Origin of the sequence: Nonomuraea sp. SBT364 (assembly GCF_001083785.1) — a bacterium.
Taxonomy (GTDB): domain Bacteria; phylum Actinomycetota; class Actinomycetes; order Streptosporangiales; family Streptosporangiaceae; genus Nonomuraea.
In genome coordinates this window covers 16,904-38,244 of record NZ_LAVL01000077.1, presented here as the reverse complement: position 1 = coordinate 38,244, position 21,341 = coordinate 16,904, and the positions used below count along the sequence as shown (strand labels likewise).

Annotated in this window: 21 protein-coding genes; 16 read left to right on the top strand and 5 right to left on the bottom strand. The window is 71.2% G+C overall.

Features of this window, described 5'->3' with window-relative positions:
- A partial coding sequence (locus tag ADY59_RS28405) for a serine/threonine-protein kinase (RefSeq protein WP_049568058.1) occupies positions 1-828 on the bottom strand: 828 nt, incomplete at its 3' end.
- Positions 829-969: 141 nt separating this feature from the next.
- Between ADY59_RS28405 and ADY59_RS28400 the strand changes: the two genes are divergently transcribed.
- Positions 970-1,233: a phosphoribosyl-ATP diphosphatase gene (locus ADY59_RS28400; RefSeq protein ID WP_049568055.1), complete on the top strand. Its 264-nt coding sequence runs from the start codon at positions 970-972 to the stop codon at positions 1,231-1,233.
- Between the two features lie 59 nt (positions 1,234-1,292).
- Positions 1,293-2,138, top strand: coding sequence for an ATP phosphoribosyltransferase (hisG, locus tag ADY59_RS28395; protein ID WP_049568054.1), 846 nt, complete (start codon positions 1,293-1,295; stop codon positions 2,136-2,138).
- A gap of 54 nt (positions 2,139-2,192) precedes the next feature.
- On the opposite strand, the gene ADY59_RS28390 is transcribed toward hisG, so the two are convergent.
- Positions 2,193-3,506 (bottom strand): aminotransferase class V-fold PLP-dependent enzyme, encoded by a 1,314-nt coding sequence (locus tag ADY59_RS28390; protein WP_197093903.1) that lies wholly within the window; start codon positions 3,504-3,506, stop codon positions 2,193-2,195.
- Between the two features lie 52 nt (positions 3,507-3,558).
- Positions 3,559-4,584, bottom strand: coding sequence for an EAL domain-containing protein (locus ADY59_RS28385; protein WP_049568048.1), 1,026 nt, complete (start codon positions 4,582-4,584; stop codon positions 3,559-3,561).
- 195 nt (positions 4,585-4,779) lie between these two features.
- On the opposite strand from ADY59_RS28385, the gene ADY59_RS28380 reads away from it, so the two are divergent.
- Complete coding sequence (locus tag ADY59_RS28380; protein WP_049568045.1) at positions 4,780-5,433, top strand: acVLRF1 family peptidyl-tRNA hydrolase; 654 nt, start codon at positions 4,780-4,782, stop codon at positions 5,431-5,433.
- Between the two features lie 43 nt (positions 5,434-5,476).
- On the opposite strand, the gene ADY59_RS52815 is transcribed toward ADY59_RS28380, so the two are convergent.
- Together ADY59_RS52815 and ADY59_RS52810 are read right to left on the bottom strand one after the other, a co-directional pair.
- The gene (locus ADY59_RS52815; protein WP_049568041.1) at positions 5,477-5,809 is read right to left on the bottom strand and encodes a hypothetical protein; all 333 of its coding nucleotides are present in this window, start codon (positions 5,807-5,809) and stop codon (positions 5,477-5,479) included.
- Positions 5,791-6,108: a hypothetical protein gene (locus ADY59_RS52810; RefSeq protein ID WP_049568037.1), complete on the bottom strand. Its 318-nt coding sequence runs from the start codon at positions 6,106-6,108 to the stop codon at positions 5,791-5,793. The genes ADY59_RS52815 and ADY59_RS52810 overlap by 19 nt, the downstream gene beginning before the upstream one ends.
- Positions 6,109-6,199: 91 nt before the next feature.
- Between ADY59_RS52810 and ADY59_RS28365 the strand changes: the two genes are divergently transcribed.
- From ADY59_RS28365 to ADY59_RS28305, 13 genes are all read left to right on the top strand, one after another.
- On the top strand, positions 6,200-6,766 hold the full coding sequence (locus ADY59_RS28365; protein ID WP_049568033.1) for a TetR/AcrR family transcriptional regulator: 567 nt from the start codon (positions 6,200-6,202) through the stop codon (positions 6,764-6,766).
- A gap of 71 nt (positions 6,767-6,837) precedes the next feature.
- Positions 6,838-7,857, top strand: a complete 1,020-nt coding sequence (locus tag ADY59_RS28360; protein ID WP_156325788.1) for a LacI family DNA-binding transcriptional regulator — start codon at positions 6,838-6,840, stop codon at positions 7,855-7,857.
- A gap of 10 nt (positions 7,858-7,867) precedes the next feature.
- Positions 7,868-8,512 (top strand): DUF1961 family protein, encoded by a 645-nt coding sequence (locus ADY59_RS28355; RefSeq protein ID WP_049568030.1) that lies wholly within the window; start codon positions 7,868-7,870, stop codon positions 8,510-8,512.
- Positions 8,513-8,635: 123 nt separating this feature from the next.
- Positions 8,636-9,265 (top strand): YesL family protein, encoded by a 630-nt coding sequence (locus tag ADY59_RS28350; protein WP_049568027.1) that lies wholly within the window; start codon positions 8,636-8,638, stop codon positions 9,263-9,265.
- 122 nt (positions 9,266-9,387) lie between these two features.
- Complete coding sequence (locus ADY59_RS28345) at positions 9,388-10,818, top strand: extracellular solute-binding protein (protein ID WP_197093902.1); 1,431 nt, start codon at positions 9,388-9,390, stop codon at positions 10,816-10,818.
- A gap of 52 nt (positions 10,819-10,870) precedes the next feature.
- Positions 10,871-11,833 carry an ABC transporter permease gene (locus ADY59_RS28340; RefSeq protein WP_049568020.1) on the top strand — a complete coding sequence of 321 codons (963 nt, stop codon included), beginning with the start codon at positions 10,871-10,873 and terminating at the stop codon, positions 11,831-11,833.
- Positions 11,834-11,841: 8 nt separating this feature from the next.
- Entirely contained in the window at positions 11,842-12,717 is an 876-nt protein-coding gene (locus tag ADY59_RS28335; protein WP_049568017.1) for a carbohydrate ABC transporter permease, read from the top strand.
- The gene (locus tag ADY59_RS28330; RefSeq protein ID WP_049568014.1) at positions 12,714-15,329 is read left to right on the top strand and encodes an exo-rhamnogalacturonan lyase family protein; all 2,616 of its coding nucleotides are present in this window, start codon (positions 12,714-12,716) and stop codon (positions 15,327-15,329) included. Before ADY59_RS28335 ends, ADY59_RS28330 begins: the two co-directional genes overlap by 4 nt.
- Positions 15,330-15,434: 105 nt before the next feature.
- On the top strand, positions 15,435-17,033 hold the full coding sequence (locus ADY59_RS28325) for an ABC-F family ATP-binding cassette domain-containing protein (RefSeq protein WP_049568011.1): 1,599 nt from the start codon (positions 15,435-15,437) through the stop codon (positions 17,031-17,033).
- 113 nt (positions 17,034-17,146) lie between these two features.
- Entirely contained in the window at positions 17,147-17,362 is a 216-nt protein-coding gene (locus ADY59_RS28320; RefSeq protein WP_020547488.1) for a helix-turn-helix domain-containing protein, read from the top strand.
- Between the two features lie 119 nt (positions 17,363-17,481).
- Complete coding sequence (locus ADY59_RS28315; protein ID WP_082310477.1) at positions 17,482-18,321, top strand: enoyl-CoA hydratase/isomerase family protein; 840 nt, start codon at positions 17,482-17,484, stop codon at positions 18,319-18,321.
- Between the two features lie 96 nt (positions 18,322-18,417).
- Positions 18,418-20,295, top strand: a complete 1,878-nt coding sequence (locus ADY59_RS28310) for an ABC transporter ATP-binding protein (RefSeq protein ID WP_049568006.1) — start codon at positions 18,418-18,420, stop codon at positions 20,293-20,295.
- A 46-nt stretch (positions 20,296-20,341) separates the two neighbouring features.
- A complete protein-coding gene (locus ADY59_RS28305; protein WP_231618927.1) occupies positions 20,342-21,328 on the top strand; it encodes a S66 peptidase family protein in 987 nt (328 codons plus the stop codon).
- Positions 21,329-21,341: the final 13 nt, after the last annotated feature.

Sequence of the window (21,341 nt, the reverse complement as noted above, 5' to 3'; positions counted from 1 at the left end):
GGGTGGAGGTGGCCGGGGTGGCGGTGTGACGCCGCCGGCGACGGCCGCCAGGGTGTCGCGGACGGCCGACGAAGGCGGGCGGGCCGCCGGATCGCGTGCCAGCATGCGCGTCAGCAGCGGCCCCGACCGCTGAGGCGGGCGCGGGTCCTCGGTGAGCACCCTGGCCAGCACCGCCATCCCGTCCTCGCCCGGGTGGGCGGGCTCGCCCTCCAGCGACGCGTACAGGGTCGCGGCCAGCGACCACAGGTCCGACTGCGGGCCAGGCCGCTCGCCGCGCAGCCGCTCGGGGGCGATGTAGCCGGGCGAGCCCAGCAGCATGCCCGACTGCGTGAGCGTCGCCTGGCCCTCGACGGTGGCGATGCCGAAGTCGGTCAGCACCGGCGAGCCGTCGTCGGACACGAAGACGTTGGCCGGCTTGATGTCGCGGTGCAGGATGCCGGCGGCGTGCGCGAGGGTCAGGGCGTCCAGCACCGCCAGCCCGAGGCGCGCCGCCCGGGGCGGGTCGAGCGGCCCCACGCGGTCGAGCGGCCTGCCGCGCAGCAGGCGCATGACGATCCAGGGATGACCGCCGCTGGTGACCACGTCGTGCACGGTGACGATCGCGGGGTGCCGCAGCCGGCCGGCGGCCTGCGCCTCCCGGACGGTCCGCGCGCACAGCTCGGCGCGCTCCGCCTCGCCCAGTTCGGGGGGCAGCCGGATCTCCTTGACCGCCACGTCGCGGTCCAGCCTCTCGTCGCGCGCGTGCCAGACCGTGCCCATGCCGCCGCTTCCGATCGGTGTGAGCAGGCGATAGCGCCCTTCGAGCAGCTGCTGATCAATGCTCGACACGCGGCGGAGGCTATCCACCGGCGCTTTTGATTCGCTTTAGCCACCGCGACTCGCGGCGTCTCGCCTGCCGGACGCGGCACGAAGCGGGGCCGCGCGGCGACTAGGCTGGTATCGCACGTCAGCCGATCGACGAGAGAGACCATGAAGACCTTCGAAGAGCTGTTCGCCGAGCTGTCCGAGAAGGCCCGGACCCGGCCCGCGGGCTCGGGCACCGTGGCGGCCATCGACGCCGGCGTCCATGCCATCGGCAAGAAGGTCGTCGAGGAGGCCGCCGAGAGCTGGATGGCGGCCGAGCACGAGTCGGACGACCGGACCGCCGAGGAGATCTCCCAGCTCCTCTACCACGTCCAGGTGCTCATGATCGCCAAGGGGATCGGCCTGGACCAGGTCTACAAGCATCTCTAGGGCGCCCCCGCGCCCGCCTCCGGTCTTCCGTATCGACCCTGGACACCGAGGAAACAGACATGCTTCGCCTGGCCGTACCGAACAAGGGCACTCTCAGTGAGGCCGCCCAGATCATGCTCAAGGAGGCCGGCTACCGGTCCCGCAGAGACAGCAAGGAGCTCGTCGTCGTCGACGAGGAGAGCGGCTGCGAGCTGTTCTTCCTGCGCCCGCGCGACATCGCCGTCTACGTCGGGGAGGGCACGCTCGACGCCGGCATCACCGGCCGCGACATGCTCGTCGACTCCGGCGCGGCGGTCGCGGAGGTCATGCCGCTCGGCTTCGGCGCCTCCACCTTCCGGCTGGCCACCCGGGCCGGCACGATGACGTCCGTCAAGGACCTGCAGGGCCTGCGGGTGGCCACCGCCTACGCGGGCCTGCTGGAGAAATACCTGTCCGACCAGGGCGTCGACGCGCGCGTCATCAAGCTCGACGGCGCGGTCGAGACCGCGATCAGGCTCGGCGTCGCCGACGCGGTGGCCGACGTGGTGGAGACCGGCACGACGCTGCGCAACGTCGGCCTGGAGGTGTTCGGCGAGCCGATCATGAAGTCGGAGGCGGTGCTCATCAGGCAGCACTCCGCCTCGATGACCAACGGCGTCGAGCAGCTCGTGCGCAGGCTGCAGGGCGTCGTGCACGCCCGCGACTTCGTGATGATGGACTACGACATCCGCGCCGAGCGGATCGAGGAGGCCATCGCGCTCACCCCCGGCATGGAGGGGCCGACGGTCTCGCCGCTGCACCGCGAGGGCTGGGTGGCCGTCCGCGCCATGGTCCGGCGCAGGGGGCACCAGCACGTCATGGACCAGCTGTGGGACATCGGCGCGCGGGCCATCCTGGTCACCGACATCTACGCCTGCCGCCTGTGACCAGCCGGTGACCACTCCGCGACTGGCGTTCCGGCATGGACGCCGGGGTCGGCTCTAGGCGAGCTTCCGCATGGCCGCGACCGCCTGGTCGACCTGTTCGGGGGTGGTGACGATGCTGGTGCCGAAGCGCAGCAGCGGCGGGTCGTACGGGGTGAGGCTGGTGCTGATCATCTCGGTGCGCAGGTGCTGCATCGCCCGGCCGGGGTCCGTGCCGTCGACGGAGACGCACACCAGGCCGGCGGAGAGGGCCGGGTCGTCAGGGGTGACGAGGGTGACGTTCGGCAGGTCGCCCAGGCCCGCCTTGAGCCGGGTGGCCAGCTCCTGGGTGCGCCGCTGGATGCGGTCCGGGCCGATGACCTCCTGGAAGGCGAACGCCGCCGGCATCGCCCACCGGTGCTCGAACGCCTTGTAGCCGCCCGGCGTCGCCAGCCGGGCGGTGGTCCGCTCCGGCGGCCGGCCGGTCCGCCAGGCCTCGAACGACTCCTCGCTGAAGGCCGGGATGACCGGGTCGAGGGCGTCCCAGGCGTTGCCCCACACGATGCCGGTGCCGCGCGGGCCGAACAGCCACTTGTGCGTGCCGCTGACCAGGAAGTCGCAGCCCAGGGCGGTGACGTCGTCGGCCATCGCGCCGAAACCGTGCACCCCGTCGACGCACAGCAGCGCCCGGTCCCGCTCGTCGCGCGACTTGTTGACGTCGGCGAGCATGCCGGCGATCTCCCGGACGGGCAGGCGGACGCCGGTGCTCGAATGCACCCAGGTCACCGCGACGACCCGGGTGCGGTCGCCGAGGCCCTCCTTGATCGCGGTCACGATCCGGTCGGCCGACGCCCGCGCCGGGTCGTCGTACAGCCTGACCCTGCGCACCTTCGCCCCCGTGCGCGCGGCCAGCAGGCGCAGGCCCTCGTGGGTGGCCAGGAAGTCGTGCTCGGTGGTGAGCACGTCCTGGCCGGGCCGCAGCCGCAGGCCCGAGTAGAGCAGGCCGAGGCCCATCGTGGTGCTGTCGGTCAGCGCGACGGCGGACGGCTCGGCGCCGAGGTGGCGGGCGGCCGCGGCGCGGACGGCCTCGTCGGGGTCGCCGCCGTCCGGCAGGTAGTGCGGATCGGCGTCCAGGCCGTCGCGGTGCTTCCGGACGGCCTCGCGGACCAGGGCCGGAGCGGGCGCCAGGATGAACGCCGCGAACTGCGCGTACGCCGGGTCGAGCGCGAACTGGGCGCGCACCGACGCCCAGTCCTGCGGGTCGAAGGACGCGGGCGACGCCGCGGTGGCCGCCTTGGTGGGAGCCGGAGCCGCAGGGGAGGACGTGCAGGCGGCCACGCCCGCCAGCATTCCCGCGCCGAGCAGGGCCCGTCTGTTCAGCCGAGGAGTCACGCCCTCTTCCTATCCCGCGCCCGGGGCGCTGCCCAGGGCCGGGACCGAGTCGTTACCCGCGCATCGCCGCCACCTCGCGGATCAGGTCCGACACGCGCACGATGCCCAGGCAGCGGCTCAGCTCGTCGGTCACCACCAGGTCGTCGTAGACGCGCAGGGCGTCGCGGCCCGCCGCCTGCATGGCCGCCACCGCCGGGGTCGTCTTCGGCACCGTGCGCGGCGGGTCGGCCAGCCGCTGCGCCGGCTTCGAGCCGTGCAGCGCGTGCCCGTAGCGGGAGGCGATCGACAGCAGGAACCGGCTGCGGTCCAGGCTGCCCTTGGGCCGCTGGTACTCGTCCACCAGGATCACGCTGGTGATCGTCGGCTCGTGCCCGAACGCCGCCACCGCGTCCTCCGCGTTCGCCGCCACCGGCAGCGTCACCGCGGGCAGCAGCAGCTCCTGCACGCGCGGCCCCAGCCGGACCGCCTCGGGGGAGTCGTCGGCGGGCGGCAGCGGCACCCGAACCCGGCCGTCCGGGCCGGGCGCGAGCAGCGGCCCGTGCGCCAGCCGCACCCCCCACCCGCGCGCCGCCTCCAGTTGCGCGGGCTCCTCCACACCGGGCGCCAGCACGTGCGCGCCGACGCCGCGCGCCAGCGCCACCAGCCCCCGCGCGACCGCCGCCGCCCGGTGATCGCGCGGCGCCCGCGCGATCACGTCGGGGGCCATCGCCACCAGGTACGGCGCGGCGTCGGCGATCACGTCCAGGGGTACGCTCTCCGCCCCGGCGCCGCCGAAGCCGAGGAGGTAGCCGAGGTTGCGCAGCCCGTCCAGCGCCACCTTCAGCACCGGCCGGTCGCCCGCCGAGCAGGGGCCGGACAGCAGCAGGATGGCCTCGCGCGGATGCCGCCCGGCACGGCGCAGCGCCTCGTGGAGCGGCACGAGCGCCCCGGCGCCCGACAGCAGCACGCGCATGGGCAGCTCCAGCACGATCGGCAGTGGCGCCGCCCGCAGCCGGCCCGAGGCGTCCAGGAGTGCGGGGTAGGCGATGACCGACCCGGTGTCGAGGTCCACGACAGGGCCGGTGAGCAGGGAGGACACGTTGAGATGATGGTGTCGGCGGAGGCCGCGCGAAAGGGCGGAGCGGCGAAGTTCACCGACATTTCTTGCGATATTTCACACCCGCCCGAAGGGGAATGCGGCCGGGGTCTACGCTGGCCGTGTGACAACCGGACATCCGCGCGACGTGCCGGCGGGCCTGACGTCCGGGGGCGCCCCGGGCCGAGGCGTCCCCGCGTGAAGGCGCGGCCGGCGAAGGGCGGCGGGCGGTGGGTGAGCGTGCCGCCGGAGCGGGTGCATCCGTGGATCGACGGGTTCGCCGGGCGGCACGGGCCCTTCGAGGCGACCGGCGACGAGCGGGTGGTCCGGCTGACGGCGGCCGACGGCGCGGTGGCCGAGCTGCACGTGCCCTTCCCGCCGATGCGGCCGGGCCCGCCGCACGTCACCCGGCCCGCCGAGCACGCGCGGGCGGCCCGGCGGGTGGGCGTGGTGCTGGTGCGGCTCGGCGGTTACGCGGCGGGTGTGTTCCACGGGACGGAGCTGGTCGGCTCCAAGGTCGGCTCGCGGCTGGTCCAGGGCCGTACGGCGGCGGGCGGCTGGTCGCAGCAGCGTTTCGCCAGGCGCAGGGACAACCAGGCGGGCAAGGCGTTCGAGGCGGCGGCCGAGACGGCGCTGCGGGTGCTGACGCCGCACCTGGCCGAGCTCGACGCGGTGGTGCTCGGCGGTGACCGCAAGGCGGTGGACGCGCTGCGCGCCGACCGCAGGCTGGCGCCGGTGCTGGCGCTGGAGTCCGGGCCGTTCCTCGACGTGCCCGATCCCCGGCTGGCCGTCCTGCGCGACACCCCGGCCCAGTTCCGCGCGGTCCGCGTCCTGATCACCGACCCGTCCTGATCGCTGCCTGTACGGGCGCGCGTCAACTGTCTTCGGGGGCGGCTCAGGCGCCGAAGGCCGTCGCGTGCTCGGCGACGAAGGCGGCGAGGGTGCGGGGCGGGCGGCCGGTGAGGTCGTGGACCGCCGTGGTGAGCGACCACCAGTCGGTGCTCCCCATGTCCCGCATCATGACGGCCAGGGCGTGCGCGGCGACCTCGGGCATGCCCTGCGCCGCCAGGCGGGCCGTCATCTCGGGGACGGGCAGGTCCACGTAGGCGACCGGCCGCCCGGCGGCGCTGATCGCGGCGGCGATCTCCTCGTGCGTGTACGACCGCGGCCCGGTCAGCGTATGGATCGCGCCGGGCCGCACCGGGCCGGTCAGCAGCGCGGCCGCCACCCCGGCGACGTCCCGGGTGTCGATGTAGTTGACCCGGGCGGTCCCGTACGAGCCGCCGCGGCCAGGTCGATGACGGCTCGCTGGGCGTCGGCGACGCCGGGCCAGAGTGAGCTGTTGAGGAACAGCCGGTCGCCCGGCGACAGGAGACGGCCGATGGTCTCGGGGCGCTCGAAGTCGGCCACGGCCTCCGCCCGGCCGAGCCCGGCCGGGCGGCGGACGACCGCCACGACCTCCTCGCGGGGCAGCAGCCCGGTGAGCGTCCTGCCGATGGAGCCGGTCGCCCCGGTGACCACGATCATGACACACTCCTAAGTGGACGATGGGATTCCGGTTGGACCGTACAGTAACCGGAATGGCGTCGTCCACTTGAGGGCCGGTACGCTGTGCGTCGTGCGTGCGGACGCCAGGCGCAACCTGGCCAAGATCGTCGAGGCGGCGGCCTCCGTCATGGCCGAGCGCGGCGTAAGCGCCCCGATGGAGCTGATCGCCCGCCGCGCGGGGGTCGGCGTCGGTACCCTCTACCGCCGCTTCCCCGATCGCGGCGCGCTCGTCGCCGCAGTGGCCGAGCACTACGTCGAATCGCTGGCCGAGGCGCTCGACCGGGCCGCCGCCGAGGCGCCCGACGCCTGGCAGGGCCTGCGCGCGTTCGCCCTGTGGGCCGGCGACCCCGGCCGCGGCGCGCTCGCCGCGGCGCTGGCCGAACTGCCGGAGGAGACTTATGAGGACCGGGCCGCGTTCGTCCGCGCCCGGGGCCGCTGGCTGGAGCGGCTCGGCGCGCTGGTGCGCCGGGCGCAGGCCGGCGGCCTGATGCGCGCCGATGTCGGCACCGACGACGTGGTGGCCGCGCTCAACCTGTTCGCCTGCCATCCGGAGGCGCTGCCCGCGCACGTGGCGGCCCGGCCGGTGAGGTTCCTGGAGCTGATGCTCGACGGCATGAAGGCCGGAACGCCCGTTTGAGACGATTCAAAAAAATCTTCAATGCCGCTATGCTGTATCGCGTTCACAGCGGCACGGCCTCGTGAGGATCAATGGGGACCAGGAGCATCAAGGAGGTCGCGCAGCTGGCGCGGGTCTCGGTCGGCACCGTGAGCAACGTGCTCAACAGGCCCGAGATCGTCTCGCCCGCCACGCGTGAGCGGGTCTTCAAGGCGATCCGCGAGCTGGGGTTCGTCCGCAACGAGGTGGCCCGCCACCTGCGGGTGGGCCGCAGCCGCACGGTCGGCCTGGTCGTGCTCGACGTGTCCAACCCGTTCTTTGCCGACGTCGCGCAGGGCGCCGAGGGGCCGGCCGACGAGCACGACACCATGGTCGTGCTCTGCAACAGCGCCGCCGACCCCGTCCGCGAGCGCCGTCACCTCGACCAGCTCGAACAGCAGCGCGTGCTCGGCATCCTCATCACCCCGGTCGACGCCGCCAGCCCGCGCCTGGCCGAGCTGGCCGCCCGGGGCACGCCGGTGGTGCTGGTCGACAGCGCCGCCGCGGGCACGCAGTGCTCGGTGGCGGTCGACGACCGGCTCGGCGGCCGGATCGCCGGGGAGCACCTGATCGAGCGCGGGCACCGGCGCATCGCGTTCATCGGCGGGCCGCCGTCGATCAAACAGGTGGCCGACCGCCACGCGGGCGTCATGAGCGCCGTCGAGGCCGCCGGCGACGGCGTCGAGCTGGTCGAATGCTCGATGTCCACGCTGAGCTTCGACACCGGCAGGCACGCGGGCGAGTGGCTGGCCGCGATGCCGCCGGGCGAACGGCCCACGGCCGCCTTCTGCGCCAACGACGTGGTGGCGATCGGCTTCCTGCAGGCCATGGCGGCGCGCGGGCTGCGCGTGCCCGATGACATGGCCATCGTCGGCTACGACGACATCGAGTTCGCCGCCGCGGCGGCCGTCCCCCTGTCGTCGGTGCGCCAGCCGCGCGAGCTGCTCGGCCGCACCGCGATCGAGCTGCTGCTGGAGGAGGTCACCGAGCCCGAGCGGCATCGGCACCGGCAGGTCATCTTCCAGCCCGACCTGGTGATCCGCGCGTCGAGCGAGTCGCGCCGCGACAACTGAAGGAGCGCCCGTGGACGAGATCTACCGCAACCCGCTCGCGGGCCCGGGGGACCTGGCCGGGTTCCGGATGGAGGGGGAGGGGGCGCTCTCCTTTCCGCTGGGCCGGATGCGGCTGGAGAGCCGACGGCCGCCCGCCGACGGGCAGGCGGCCAACCTGGTGCTGTGGTGCCCCGAGGAGTTCCCGGCCGACGTGCGGATCGAGTGGGACTTCTGGCCGGTCAGAGAGCCGGGGCTGGCCATCATGTTCTTCCACGCCCGGGGGCGGGGCGGCGAGGACCTGTTCGATCCGGCGCTGGCCGCGCGGACCGGGCCGTACGAGCAGTATCACCACGGCGACATCGACGCCTACCAAGTCTCCTACTTCCGCCGCATGTGGCCGGCCGAGCGGGCGCTGCACACCTGCAACCTGCGCAAGAGCCACGGCTTCCACCTGGTGGCGCAGGGCGCCGACCCGCTGCCCGGCGTGCTCGACGCGGACGGGCCGTACGCCGTGCGCCTGGACGTGGCGGGCGGCGAGATCACGTTCTCGATCAACGACGTGACATCGTTCTGGTGGCACGACGACGGGCCGGTGCTGCCCGGCGGCAAGATCGGTTTCAGGCAGATGGCCCCACTGATCGGGGAGTATGCGAATTTGCGGGTTTCTCGTCATTGACTTTGAGTCGATTCAACACTACTTTCGCAGAAACCAACCGCCGTTCACCCCCGTGTAACAGGGCAGGAACCACGGTGCAATACCCACCCCCTGTCTGTGCGCACGCCGCGAGATTGTTGCCGGATGAGCACTCCCTTCCTGTCCACCAGGATCTACACCGCCTGCTCAGAGGTGGTGTGGATGGCACAACTGAACCTGCTCTGGATCGTGTTCACACTCGCCGGCGGCGTGGTGTTCGGGATCGGGCCCGCCACCCTGGCCGCGTACGCGCTGGCCAGGCGGCATGCTCAGGGTGAATCGATTCAGGCCTGGGCCGAATTCCGGGACGCCTACCGGCGTGAGTTCGCCCGGGGCTCGCTGCTGGTCCTGCCGGTGGCCGTGCTCGCCGTCGTGCTGGTCGGCAACTATCTCTACTTCCTCACCCTCGGGCCGGACCTGGGCGTGTGGCGGCTCGCGACCTTCGTGGCGCTCCTCGTCCTGGCGGGCGTGGGGACCTTCCTGGGGCCGCTGTACGCGCACTACGACCTGCCGATCCGGGGCTACATCCCGAAGGCGTCGCTTCTCGCGCTGACCCGGCCGGCCTCCACCGTGCTGTTGCTGTTCGCGCTGTGGGCGATCGTCTACGTGACCATGACGCTGCCCGTTCTCGCACCGGTCATCAGCATCGGCGCGTGGATCCATATCAACACGTGGCTCTGCCTGCGCTTCTTCCAGGAGAACGAGGCGCGCCTGCATTCGAAAGGGAACCTATGAGCGCATCCCGTAGTCGACTTCTGGCTGGAGCGTTAACGCTAACCACCGCCCTGCTGGCCTCCGCCTGCTCAGGCACCGGCGGCGGCGAGGCGAGCCAGGCCGACGGCAACACGATCACCTTCATGACCAAGCTGTTCGGCACCGCGCCGAGCCCGCAGGGCGAGCTGCACCAGGCGATCGAGAAGTTCCTCGGCAAGAAGATCAGCGTCACCTGGGTGCCGAACGCGGAGTACCAGGAGAAGACCAACGTCACGCTGGCCTCCGGCAACATCCCCGACGTGATGGTCGTCGACCCCAAGTCCCCCGCGTTCGGCAAGGCCGCGGAGGCCGGGGCGTTCTGGGACCTCACCGAGAAGATCAAGCAGTATCCCAACCTGGTCGGTGACCCCAAGGTCCTGCTCAACTCCTCGGTCAACGGCAAGGTCTACGGCCCGTACCGGATCAGGCCGCTGCTCCGGTCGGCGGTCATGATCCGCAAGGACTGGCTGAAGAAGGTCGGCCTGGAGGCGCCCAAGACCACCGACGACCTCTACGAGGTCGCCAAGGCCTTCACCGAGAAGGACCCCGACGGCGACGGCAAGAAGGACACCTACGGCCTCATCCTGCCCAAGTGGCCCGGCACCAGCTTCGCCGCCTCCAGCCCGTTCAACACGATGGACGTCTGGTTCGGGGCGCCGAACAACTGGGGCGAGCGCGACGGCAAGCTGGTGCCCGAGTTCGACACGCCCGAGTTCTTCGAGGCCAACCGCTTCATGAAGAAGATGATCGACGAAGGCCTGGTCAACCCCGACTGGAACACGCTCGACACCGCCAAGTGGATGGACCCGTTCGTCCAGGACAAGGGCGGCATCATCATCGACGTCGACGTGCGCACCACCCAGCTCCTGGACCTGCTCAAGGAGCAGGACCCGCAGACCTACGGGGACAAGGTCCTCACGGTCGGCAACCTGGCCCGCCCCGACGGCAAGAAGTTCTCCTTCCCCGGCAGCGGCTACCTCGACATCCTGGCCGTCTCCAAGCAGCGGGTGCGGACCGAGGCCCAGCTCGACGAGCTGCTGAAGACCCTCGACAAGCTGGCCGGCAAGGAGGGGCAGATCCTGCTCGCCAACGGCATCGAGGGCCGCAACTTCAAGGTCGAGAACAACGAGGCCGTGCTGATCAACCAGGACGACCCCAAGGTCAAGCAGCTCCAGGACGACGTCGACAAGGCGTTCATCCAGCTCGGCACCCAGGCCAGCACCGGCGCCACCGGAATCGCCTACCTGCGCGTCCCCCCGGAGGAGCCGTACCGCAAGGACCTGGCCGAGCGCAAGGAGCGGGTGGCCGAGGACCTGAAGACGGCCGTGTTCGACCCGAGCCTGCCGGTGGTCTCGCCGACCGTGGTGGCCAAGGGCGCGACGCTCAACCCGATCGTCACCGACGCGCGGATCAAGTACCTCGCCGGCCAGATCACCGAGGAGCAGCTGAAGGCGGAGATCAAGCGCTGGTACGACAGTGGCGGCACGCAGATCGCCCAGGAGATCAACGACCTGGTGTCCAAGCTCGGCCAGTGATGTGAACCGGGAGGGGCCCGCGACCGGGCCCCTCTCCTAGAAAGGAGGCCGAGTGGCCACCGACCTGGCGACGCCACCGGTCAAGGCGGTCAAGGCAACGGGACACCGTCCCGGCAGGGCCCGGGCGCTGTGGCGCTACCGATGGCTTTACCTGATGATCATTCCCGGGCTGGCGTACTTCCTGATCTTCAAGTACGTGCCGATGCGCGGGTTGCAGATCGCCTTCCAGGACTTCGTGCCGTTCCTGGGCTACAACGGCAGCCAATGGGTGGGCTTCAAGCACTTCGAAGACCTGTTCACCGGGCCCGACTTCGGCCGCCTGATGTACAACACGCTGTTCCTGGCGCTGCTGAACATCGTCTTCGTCTTCCCGGCGCCGATCATCGTGGCGCTGATGCTGAACGAGTTGCGGATCAACGTGCTCAAGCGCTCGGTGCAGTCGCTGATCTACATCCCGCACTTCCTGTCCTGGACGATCGTCGCGTCGCTGACGTACATCCTGTTCTCCGTCGACTACGGCGTGCTCGCGGGCTGGATCCACGAGATCCTGGGCGGGCAGAAGATCGACTACGTGGCGCAGCCGGAGTGGTTCAGGCCGATCATCATCCTGCAGACGCTCTGGAAGACCACCGGCTGGACCACGATCATCTATCTGGCGGCGCTGGCCGGGGTGAACCACGAGCAGTACGAGGCGGCCAGGATGGACGGCGCGGGACGCTGGCGGCAGCTCTGGCACGTCACGCTCCCGGCGATCCGCCCGACGATCGTCGTCATGGCCATCCTCATGTCCGGCAACCTGCTCGACATGAGCTTCGAGCAGATCTGGCTCATGACCAACAACCTCAACCGCGGCACCGCCGACGTCTTCGACACCTTCACGTACTACGTCGGCATCAACCAGGGCGCATACAGCTACGCGACCGCCGTCGGCCTGTTCAAGGGCGTGGCGGGAGTTCTGCTGATCTTCGGTTCCAACTGGCTGGCCAAGCGCCTCGGCCAGCGAGGCCTGTTCTAGGAGCGCCCATGTCCGTCAACCAATACAGGTCCCCAGGCAGCCGCGTCTTCGACGCGGTCAACATCGCCGTACTCACCGGGCTGGGCCTGATCACGCTCGTTCCGCTGCTCTACGTGCTCGCCGGATCGTTCGCCTCCGAGTCGGAGATCTCCTCGCGGACGTTCTTCCTGTGGCCGGAGAAGTTCGTCACCAGCACCTACGAGTACATCTTCGCCACCGACGTGTTCATCAGGGCGCTGCTCACGACCGTCGTGGTGACGCTGGTCGGCACGGTCGTCCAGCTCGCGCTCACGCTCACCATGGCCTACCCGCTGGCCAAGCGGTACCTGCCCGGGCGTGCCCTGATGCTCAACCTGGTGATCTTCACGGTGGTGTTCAGCGGCGGCATCATCCCCACCTATCTCGTCGTCCGCGACCTGGGGATGCTCAACAGTTACTGGGCGCTGATCCTGCCGCTCGCGATCAACCCCTTCTACCTGATCATCGTCAAGAGCTTCTTCCAGGAGCTGCCCGAGGCTCTGGAAGAAGCGGCGCGCATCGACGGCTGCACGGAGATGGGCGTCTTCTTCAAGATCGTGCTGCCGCTGTCCAAGCCGATCATCGCGACGTTCTCGCTGTTCTACGCCGTGGGCATCTGGAACGACTACATGTCGCCGCTGCTCTACATCGACGACTCCAGCAAGTGGACGCTGCAGGTGCTGGTCCGCCAGCTCACCGGCGCGGACGCGCAGAACGCGCTCTCGGCCCTGGAGACGGTGTTCTTCCCGACCCAGGGGCTGAAGTTCGCCGTCGTGGTCATCGCCACGCTGCCGATCCTGCTGTTCTACCCGTTCCTGCAGAAGCACTTCGTCAAGGGTGTGCTGATCGGGTCGGTCAAGGAATGACGCGGGCGGCCGGGGAAGATCACACGACCGCGCTCCGCTGGCTGGACCGGCCGGGAGAACAGGGGACGACCTGGGGGGTCTGCTGGCCGCGCGGCGCGGTCGGCCGGGACGCGCCCTTCGCCACCGCCGGCGACGACGGGCGTGAGGTGCCCGTGCAGAGCTGGGTGAGCGCCACCTGGCCCGACGGCTCGGTCAAGTGGTCGGCCCACGCCATCGGCGCCCGGCCCGGCCCCGCGCGGACGTACCGGCTCCGGCCGGGCCGACCACCCGCCGCGCCCGCCGCCCCCGCGACGGTGGTCACCGTCGCGGGCGAGCCCGGCGGGCTGGTCGTGAGCACCGGTGTCGTCACCTGGAGGATCGGCGGGGGGACCATCGCCCGGTCGATCTCGCGCGGGAGCCGCGAGATCGCCAGGGACGTCCGCCTGGTCAGCCTCCGGCAGGACGGGCCCACCCCCGACGAGGGCGGCGCCGTGGCCCGCGAGCAGTCCGAGGGCGTCGTCGAGAGCGTCACCGTCGAGCAGGACGGCCCCGTGCGCGCCGTCGTGCGCCTGGAGGGCAGGCACGGCGACTGGCTGCCGTTCACCGTGCGCCTGTACTTCTACGCCGGCGCCGAGCAGGTGCGGATCCTGCACACGTTCGTCTGGGACGGCGACCCCGGCCGGGACTTCCTGGCCGGGCTCGGGCTGCGCGCCGACGTGGTCATGCGCGACGAGCTCCACGACAGGCACGTGCGGCTGGCCGGGGCCGGAGGCTTCCTCACCGAGGCCGTGCGCGGCCTGACCGGCCTCGCCGGCGACCCCGGCGAGCCGGTACGGCGGGCGCAGGTCGAGGGCCGGCCCGCGGGGGAGATCGCCCCCGATGTCGCGAGCCGGTTGCACCTCATCCCCGCCTGGAACGACTACACCCTCGACCAGAGCTCGGCCGACGGCTTCACGCTGCGCAAACGCACCGCGGAGGGCCACGCATGGGTGACGATCCCGTCGGGCACCCGGTCGGCCGGTTACGGCTACGTCGGCGGCGTCAGCGGCGGGGCCGGGGTCGGGCTGCGCGACTTCTGGCGGCTGCACCCCCCCCGCCTCGACGTCAGGAACGCCGCCACGCCGCTGGCCACCGCCACCGTCTGGCTGTGGTCCCCGTCCGCCCCCGCCATGGACCTGCGCTTCTACCACGACGGCCTGGGCCAGGACACCTTCGCCGAGCAGCTCGAAGGACTGGAGATCACCTACGAGGACCACGAACCCGGCTTCGGCGACCCGTACGGCATCGCCCGCACCCACGAGCTCACGCTGCGCGCGCACGCGGCCACCCCCTCCGGGCGGGAGCTGGTGGCGCACGCCGCCACGATGAACGAGCCCCCGCTGCTGGTCGCCGAGCCGGCGCGGCTGCGCGAGGCGGGCGTGTTCGGCGACTGGGCGCCGCCCGGCCGCCCCACCCCGGCGCACGCCGCGATCGAGGACCGGCTGGACTTCCTGTTCGACTTCTACGCGCGCGAGCGCGAGCAGCGACGGTGGTACGGGTTCTGGGACTACGGCGACGTCATGCACACCTACGACGCCGACCGCCACACCTGGCGCTACGACGTGGGCGGCTACGCCTGGGACAACTCCGAGCTGTCGCCCGACCTGTGGCTGTGGTACCAGTTCCTGCGCACCGGCCGCGCCGACGTGTTCCGCTTCGCCGAGGCCATGACCCGCCACACCGGCGAGGTCGACGTCTACCACCTGGGCCGCTGGAAGGGGCTCGGCAGCCGGCACAACGTGCAGCACTGGGGATGCAGCTGCAAGCAGTTGCGCGTCTCCAACGCCGCCTACCGGCGCTTCTTCTACTACCTGACCGCCGACGAGCGCACCGGCGACCTGCTCGACGAGCTGGCCGCGCCCGAGGAGACGTTCCTGGCCGTCGACCCGCTGCGCAAGGTGCGCCGCGACGTCTACACGCCCGACCCGGCCGCCCTCTCGGTCGGGCTCGGCGCCGACTGGGGCGCGCTCGCCGCCGCCTGGCTCACCCGCTGGGAGCGGCACGGCGACGAGCGGGCCCGCGACCGGCTGCTCGGCACGATGGCGGGCATCGGCGCGCTGCCGCGCGGGTTCCTGACCGGCGAGGCCCGGTTCGACCTGGCCACCGGGCGCTTCGACGTCACCCGCGACACGGTCGAGGTCTCCCACCTGTCGGCGGTCTTCGGGCTGCCCGAGATCTGCGCCGAGCTGCTCGCCCTGGATCTCGGCGTGCCCGGGTTCGAGCGGGCCTGGCTCGACTACTGCCGCCTCTACCTGGCCCCGCCCGCCGCGCAGGCCGCCGAGCTGGGCGCGCCGCTGACCGGCATCTCGCTGGTGCAGGCGCACAGCCGGCTGGCCGCCGTCGCCGCCGCCCGCCTCGGCGACCCCGGACTGGCCGCGCTGGCCTGGCGCGCGTTCTTCGTCGACGAGGGTGACCAGCTCAACCGCAACCCGTTGCAGCGCGAGCCGGACTGGCGGCTCACCGTCGCCGGCGGCCCCGCCGTCCTGTCGGCCGTCCTGGAGGCTCCGTACGTGAGCACCAACGACGCCTCGCAGTACGCCCTGGCCGCGATCCAGAACCTGGCCCTGATCGGCGAGCGGCTGGCCCAGCCATAACGCCGAGTCAGGGCCCTACACTGATCTGTATGCACACTCCCGATTGACCGGCGTCGCACGCCTCTGAATCCCTCGTTTCCCTAGCTCGGGAGTGCTGAGCCAACCATGATCATTGCTAGTGATATCGAACTGCGCGCCGGCTCGCGGCTGCTCATCGAGAACGCCTCCTTCCGGGTCAACCCCGGCGACAAGATCGGCCTGGTCGGCCGCAACGGCGCCGGCAAGACCACGCTCACCAAGGTCCTGGCCGGAGAGGCGCTGCCCGCCGCAGGCGGCGTCACCACCAGCGGCAACATCGGCTATCTGCCGCAGGACCCGCGCACCGGCGACCTGCAGGTGCTCGCCCGCGACCGCATCCTGTCCGCCCGCGGGCTGGACGAGGTGCTGCGCAAGCTGCGCCAGGCCGAGCTCGGCATGTCCTCCGCCGACGACCGCACCCGGGAGAAGGCGGTGCGGCAGTACGGGCGCCTGGAGGACCAGATGCACGTGCTGGGCGGCTACGCGGCCGAGTCGGAGGCCGCCTCCATCGCCTCCAGCCTCGGCCTGCCCGACCGCGTCCTCGGGCAGCCGCTGGAAACGCTTTCCGGCGGCCAGCGCAGGCGTGTGGAATTGGCACGAATTCTTTTCAGCGGAGCGGAAACTCTCCTACTCGATGAGCCGACAAACCACCTAGATGCGGACTCAATCGGGTGGCTTCGTGATTTTTTGCGATCCCATCAGGGCGGCTTGGTGATCATCAGCCACGACGTCCAGCTTCTTGAAGCGACGGTCAACAAGGTCCTGCACCTGGACGCCAACCGGTGCGTCGTCGACCACTACAACGTCGGCTGGAAAGCCTATCTGGCGCAGCGCGAGACCGACGAGAAGCGCCGCAAGCGCGAGCGGGCCAACGCCGAGAAGCAGGCCGGCGCGCTGCTCGCGCAGGCTGACAAGATGCGCGCCAAGGCGACCAAGGCCAAGGCCGCCCAGGACATGATGCGCCGCGCCCACCGCCTGCTGTCCGGCACCGAGGAGGAGCGCAAGGGCGACAAGGTCGCCAGGCTCCGCTTCCCCGAGCCGCAGCCGTGCGGGCGCACGCCGCTCATGGCCGAGGGCCTGTCGAAGTCCTACGGCTCCCTGGAGGTCTTCACGGACGTCGACGTGGCCATCGACCGAGGTCACCGGGTCGTCATCCTCGGCCTCAACGGCGCGGGCAAGACCACGCTGCTGCGGCTGCTGGGCGGGATCGAGCAGCCCGACACCGGTGCGATCAAGCCCGGCCACGGCCTCAAGGTCGGCTACTACGCCCAGGAACACGAGACGCTCGACGGCTCCCGCACGCTCCTGGAGAACATGCGCTCGGCGGGCGGCACGTTCACCGACACCGAGTTGCGCAAGGTTCTCGGCTCGTTCCTGTTCACCGGCGACGACGTCGACAAGCCGGCCTCGGTGCTCTCCGGAGGCGAGAAGACCCGTCTGGCACTGGCCATCCTGGTGCTCTCGAGCGCCAATGTGCTCCTGCTCGACGAGCCCACCAACAACCTCGACCCGGTCAGTCGAGAGCAGGTTCTGGATGCTCTGAGATCGTATTCAGGAGCGATCGTGCTGGTTACCCATGACGAGGGTGCCGTTGACGCCCTTTCACCGGATAGGGTGATCTTGCTGCCAGACGGAACTGAAGACGCGTGGAGCGAGGAATTTTCCGATCTTGTGGCACTTGCCTGATCTTAATTTGGGTGGGTACGGATCTTTTCCCGTGGAGTAGGTAGCCGATCCCGCTGAAATGACTGATCATGGCGGAGTAACGCTGCGGAAGTCCGGCACTACAGGAGGTACTCGTGGCCGAGACACTGAAGAAGGGCACCCGGGTCACCGGGGCCGATCGTGAAAAACTGGCCGGTGATCTCAAGAAGCGCTATGCCGCGGGCGAGAGCATCCGCGCCCTGGCCGCTTCGACCGGCCGGTCCTACGGGTTCATCCACCGCATCCTGAGCGAGTCCGGCGTGACTCTGCGCGGGCGCGGCGGGGCGACCCGAGGCAAGTCCAAGCGCTGACGGCCGCCTCGGAACGTGCGACCGCAGCCGCCCGTTCCTAGTCAGCCGCCGTCGCGCCCGAGCCAGAACCATGTTCTGTAAGCTCGGGCGCGACGGTCAGGCGGACGAGGGAGCAGGCGATGGCGGAAGCGAAGGCGCAACGACAGCGCGGGGGGAATGCGGAGGACGTCTCTGCCGCAACACTGGCGGAGGCCGGCCTGCGCTTCGAGGTGGACGGTGAGATAGCGACGATCACGCTGGACCGGCCGGACAAGCGGAACGCCCAGACGTCCGCGATGTGGTCGGGTCTGGCTCGCATCGGCGACAGCCTGCCGGAGCAGGTGCGCGTGGTCGTGGTGAAAGGTGAGGGACCGTCCTTCTCGGCAGGGATCGACCTGCGCATGTTCACACCTGAGGGGGTGCCCGGACAGGGCTCGTTCAGTTCGGCGGCGCGACTCGACAGCACCTCGTTCGAGCAGCGGCTGAAGGAGGCCCAGCAGGGGTTCCTGTGGCTACGCCGACCCGAGATCGTCTCCATCGCGGCCGTGCAGGGACACGCGATCGGCGCGGGATTCCAGCTCGCGCTCGCCTGTGACCTGCGGATCGTGGCCGACGACGTCAAGTTCTGCATGAAAGAGCCCGCACTGGGGCTGGTGCCCGATCTGACCGGCACCAAGCCGCTGGTCGAGCTGGTAGGCCTGGCCAAGGCGATCGACATCTGCCTGACGGCCAGGATCGTGGAGGCCGAGGAGGCCTCGCGCATCGGCCTGGCCGAGGTGGTGGTCGCCGGGGGCGACCTGGCCGGGGCCGTGCAAGTCAAGATCGCGCAGCTGCTGTCGACCAACCGTGACGCGGCCGTCGCGACCAAGCGACTCCTCCAGGGGGCGCGCTCGCGCACCCTGGAGGAGCAGGCCGCCGCCGAGGGCGCCGAGCAGGCCGAGCGCCTGCGGGCGCTGTTCGGGGGTGGCACGCCCGCCTGACGGCGCCCCGGGCCGCGCCGGCCGGTTTCGCGTTCAGCGGATACGGGAATCGGCGGGCCGCCCCCCGGTGCTCTGCTGGGGGAGGAGGGCTGCCTGATGGCCATGATGGGCGGAGGCTTCGGGCCTCAGGTGTGGGCGTCGCTGCGGCGTGACGGCGACGTGACCAAGCAGCGGCTCGCGCCGGGCACGGTGCGGCGCATCGCGCGCTACGCCAGGCCTTACACCAAACAGATCACCGCGTTCCTGCTGCTCGTCGTGGCGGGCGCGGTGATCGTGATCGCCAACCCGCTGCTGATGAAGGCGATCATCGACGACGGCATCCTGCCCGGGCAGCCCGGCGGGGTGGTCGGCCTGGCGGTGGCGATCGCCGCGCTGGCGCTGGTCGACGCGGGGCTGACGCTGGTGCAGCGGTGGTTCTCGGCGCGCGTCGGCGAAGGGCTGATCTACGACCTGCGCACCGAGGTCTTCGACCACGTGCAGCGGATGCCGGTGGCCTTCTTCATGCGCGCGCAGACCGGCGCGCTGGTCTCCCGGCTCAACACCGACGTGATCGGCGCCCAGCGGGCGCTGACCAGCACGCTGTCGTCGGTGGTGTCCAACGTCGTCAGCCTCGTCCTGGTGCTCGGCGCGATGCTGGTGCTGTCGTGGCAGGTGACGCTGGTCGCGCTGGTGCTGCTGCCGATCTTCATCGTGCCCGCCAAGTGGGTGGGCCGCCGCATGTCGGCGCTGACCCGCGAGCAGATGCAGCTCGACGCCGAGATGAGCTCGGTCACGACCGAGCGCTTCAACGTGGCCGGCGCGATGGTGGCCAAGCTCTACGGCCGGCCCGAGGACGACGCGCGGACCTTCGGCGGCCGGGCCGCCCGGGTGCGCGACGTCGGCGTGACGGTCGGCATGTACGGCACGGTGTTCCGGGTCGCGCTCGGCCTGGTGGCTGCGCTGGCGACGGCGCTGGTCTACGGCATCGGCGGCGTGCTGGCCGTGCGCGGCGTGTTCGAGCTGGGCACGCTGGTGGCGCTGGCCGCCCTCCTGATGCGCCTGTACGGGCCGCTGACCTCGCTGTCGAACGTGCACGTGGACGTGATGACGGCGCTGGTCAGCTTCGACCGGGTCTTCGAGATCCTCGACCTGAAGCCGATGGTGGCCGAACGGCCCGACGCCCGCGCGGTGCCGGAGGGGCCGGTCACCATCGAGTTCGACGACGTGCGCTTCCGCTACCCGGGCGCCGCCGAGGTGTCGCTGGCCTCGCTGGAGTCGGTCGCCCGGCAGGACACCGGCCCCTCCCAGCCGGTGCTCGGCGGAGTGTCGTTCACCGCCCGGCCGGGCCGGCTGGTCGCGCTGGTCGGCCACTCGGGCGCAGGCAAGACCACGATCACCTCGCTGGTGTCGCGGCTCTACGACGTCGACGAGGGCGCGGTGCGGATCAACGGCCTGGACGTGCGCGAGGCCACGTTCGCCTCGCTGCGCGACACCATCGGCGTCGTCATGCAGGACCCGCACCTCTTCCACGACACGATCGGCGCCAACCTGCGCTACGCCCGTCCCGAGGCGGACGAGGCCGAGATGTGGGCGGCGCTGCGTGCCGCGCAGATCGGCGACCTGATCGAGTCGCTGCCCGACGGGCTCGACACCGTCGTGGGCGATCGCGGCTACCGGCTGTCGGGCGGCGAGAAGCAGCGGCTCGCGCTGGCCAGGCTGCTGCTCAAGGCGCCGCGGGTGGTCGTGCTCGACGAGGCCACCGCGCACCTCGACTCGGAGTCGGAGGCGGCCGTCCAGCAGGCGCTCAAGACCGCGCTGGCGGGCCGCACGTCGCTGGTGATCGCGCACCGCCTGTCGACGATCCGGGAGGCCGACGAGATCCTCGTCGTGCACGACGGCCGCATCGCCGAGCGCGGCCGCCACGAGGAGCTGCTGGAGCGCGGCGGCCACTACGCCGAGCTCTACCGCACCCAGTTCACCTCGTCGGGGAGCTGACCGCGCGAGTCGCACGCGGACGGCAAAGTGTGACACCGTTTGCCGGGTGAACGTGCCATTCCCAGCTCCGCAGCAAGGCGACACTGTCGCGATCGAGCAAGGCGACACTGTCGCGATCGAGCAAGGCGACACTGTCGCGATCGAGCAAGGCGACACTGTCGCGATCGTCTCCCCGTCCGGCCCGGCGGACGCCGTCCAGCTCCGGCGGGGTATCGAGCGCCTGGAGAGGCTCGGCCTGAAGGTGGTCCTCGGTGCCCACGCGCTCGACGGGCAGGAGCTGCCCTACCTGGCCGGCACCGACGCCGACCGCGCCGCCGACCTGCAGGCCGCCTGGTGCGACCCGGCCGTCTCGGTGGTCTTCTGCGCCAGGGGTGGTTACGGCGCGGCCCGGCTGCTCGGCCTGCTCGACTGGGAGGCCATGCGGGCCGCCGGGCCGAAGGTGCTGGTCGGCTCCAGCGACATCACGGCGCTGCACCAGTCGTTCGCGGTCGAGCTGGGGGTGCCGACGCTGCACGGCCCGATGCCGGGCTGCCTGCTGATGGGCGGCGAGCAGGGGCCGGAGCCCGCCACGTGGGAGCACCTGCGGGCGGCGCTGGCCGGCGCGGCGCCGGCGGTGCGCGGGGAGCTGGTGCTGGCGCCGGGGCGGGCCGAGGGCGTGCTGACCGGCGGTAACCTGTCGCTGCTGGCTTCCTTGTGCGGCACCCGCCACCGGCCGTCGTTCGCCGGCCGGATCGTCCTGCTGGAGGACATCGGTGAGGAGCCGTACCGGATCGACCGGATGCTCACCCAGCTCCTGGCCTCGGGGGCGTTCGAGGGTGTGCGGGGGGTCGCGCTCGGCTCCTGGGTCGACTGCGGCGACCCCTATCCGGTGCTGCGCGACCGGCTGCTCCCGCTCGGGGTGCCGATCGTGGCGGGGCTGCCCGTGGGACATGGGTCTCCCCAGATGAGTGTGTGGCTTGGGGCGCTTGGGGTTATCGATACCGAATCGTGCTCGCTGGCTGGCCCGAACTGGAGCGAGGAACCGGCAAGGTAGGAGTCACATAGGG

What these genes read in the sequence shown, in the direction of transcription:
- ADY59_RS28310 (WP_049568006.1), top strand. Translation starts at nt 18,418, where the DNA reads ATGGCCATGATGGGCGGAGGCTTCGGGCCTCAGGTGTGGGCGTCGCTG.
- ADY59_RS28325 (WP_049568011.1), top strand. Translation starts at nt 15,435, where the DNA reads ATGATCATTGCTAGTGATATCGAACTGCGCGCCGGCTCGCGGCTGCTC.
- ADY59_RS28400 (WP_049568055.1), top strand. Translation starts at nt 970, where the DNA reads ATGAAGACCTTCGAAGAGCTGTTCGCCGAGCTGTCCGAGAAGGCCCGG.
- ADY59_RS28335 (WP_049568017.1), top strand. Translation starts at nt 11,842, where the DNA reads ATGTCCGTCAACCAATACAGGTCCCCAGGCAGCCGCGTCTTCGACGCG.
- ADY59_RS28350 (WP_049568027.1), top strand. Translation starts at nt 8,636, where the DNA reads ATGAGCACTCCCTTCCTGTCCACCAGGATCTACACCGCCTGCTCAGAG.
- ADY59_RS28345 (WP_197093902.1), top strand. Translation starts at nt 9,388, where the DNA reads ATGACCAAGCTGTTCGGCACCGCGCCGAGCCCGCAGGGCGAGCTGCAC.
- ADY59_RS28315 (WP_082310477.1), top strand. Translation starts at nt 17,482, where the DNA reads ATGGCGGAAGCGAAGGCGCAACGACAGCGCGGGGGGAATGCGGAGGAC.
- ADY59_RS28360 (WP_156325788.1), top strand. Translation starts at nt 6,838, where the DNA reads ATGGGGACCAGGAGCATCAAGGAGGTCGCGCAGCTGGCGCGGGTCTCG.
- ADY59_RS28330 (WP_049568014.1), top strand. Translation starts at nt 12,714, where the DNA reads ATGACGCGGGCGGCCGGGGAAGATCACACGACCGCGCTCCGCTGGCTG.
- ADY59_RS52810 (WP_049568037.1), bottom strand. Translation starts at nt 6,108, where the DNA reads ATGATCGTGGTCACCGGGGCGACCGGCTCCATCGGCAGGACGCTCACC.
- hisG (WP_049568054.1), top strand. Translation starts at nt 1,293, where the DNA reads ATGCTTCGCCTGGCCGTACCGAACAAGGGCACTCTCAGTGAGGCCGCC.